This window comes from Alcanivorax sp. HI0044 (assembly GCF_001634945.1).
Window position 1 is genome coordinate 1 of sequence record NZ_LWEZ01001776.1, and the last position, 1,512, is coordinate 1,512.

The 1,512-nt window shown below is 61.1% G+C and carries 1 protein-coding gene; it reads right to left on the reverse strand.

Going from position 1 to position 1,512, the window contains the following annotated elements:
- The coding region (locus A3730_RS26610) for a molecular chaperone HscC (RefSeq protein ID WP_063539313.1) at positions 1-1,465 on the reverse strand (1,465 nt) is incomplete at its 3' end.
- Positions 1,466-1,512: the final 47 nt, after the last annotated feature.

Genomic DNA, 1,512 nt, shown 5'->3' on the forward strand with positions numbered 1-1,512 from the left:
CGAGTTTTTCCCGGGCGGCCTGTTTTTGCTCGTCACTCAGGGCGCCCGGGGCGTGTTCGATCAGGTGGCTGTGGACCTGGCCGGTGGATTCCACCGTCACGTCCACTTCCAGTAAACCGTTCATGTCGTAACTGTAGCGAATATCCACCGCTTGCTCGCCTCGCGGGTCTTTGGGCACCCGCACATTCAATTCGCCAAGAAAGACATTCTTTTCCACGTAGCGGCTTTCGCCCTGGTAGACCTTGATGGTCAGTTCGGTCTGGTCGTCGTAGGCAGTGCATACCTGCCGGGCAATGCTCACGGGAACCACGCAATTACGCTCGATGATGGGCATGAAATAGTCGCCCAGTTTGCTGTTGTCGCGATTGATCACCCCGGTGCCCAGGGTGTAGGGGCACACATCGGTCAGCACCACATCGTCCAGAGCTTCGTTACGCATCATCAGGCCGGCCTGGATTGCCGCGCCCATGGCCACCACGGTATCCGGGTCCAGGTGGCAGGACGGCAGGCGGCCGAACATCTTGCCCACGGTGGAACGGAAAATGGCCAGCCGGGTAGAGCCGCCCACCAGCACCACATCGTCGATCTTGCTTGGGTGGGTGCTGGAATCGCGCAGCGCCCGCTCGATGGGGTGCTTGGCGCGCAACAGCAGCGGCGTGCTGACCCGGGTAAACCAGTCGCTGGTGACCACGTGCTCCACGGTCTTGTCGCCCAGCTCCAGGGACAGGGTCTGGTCGGCCGGGCCCAGTTTGCGCTTGGCGCCTTCCATCTGCAGGTAAAGCTGTTGCAGCAGGTTGGGCTTCAGGTCATCGCGACGCAGCGAATGCTCGCGTAAAACGTCGTCGACCATGGCATCGACAAAGTCTTCGCCGCCGAGAAAGTTGTCCCCGGCGCTGGCGTGAACTTCCATGATGCCGTCGAAAAATTCCAGCAGTGATACATCAAAGGTGCCGCCGCCCAGGTCCAGGATCAGGAACAGGCCTTCCTGCTTTTCGTGCAGGCCATAGGCAATGGCGGCGGCGGTAGGTTCGTTGATCAACCGCTCCACTTTCAGGCCCGCCAGTTCGGCGGCCTGCTTGGTGGCGTGGCGCTGGTTATCGTTGAAGTAGGCCGGCACACTGATGACCGCCTCGGTGACCGCCTCGCCCAGGTAGGCTTCGGCGTCTTCCTTCAATGAGCGCAATACCAGCGATGACAATTCCGTGGCACTGAATGCCTGGCGGCCCAGCTTGATCTTGTGGTCGGTGCCCATCAATCGTTTAAAGGCGGCCACGGTCTGATCACTGTGGTTGATCAGGCGTTGGCGGGCGGTACGCCCCACGATCAGCTCACCCTGGGTGTCCAGCCCGACCACCGACGGGGTCAACACGTCCCCCAGCCGGTTCGGTATCAGTTTGACCCCCTCGTCCGTCCAGATGCCGCAGGCACTGTTGGTGGTCCCCAGGTCGATACCGATAATGGTCATGCGCGTTCCTTGTTGTTAGGCTGACAATCCCGTTGCAGCAGCCGTGG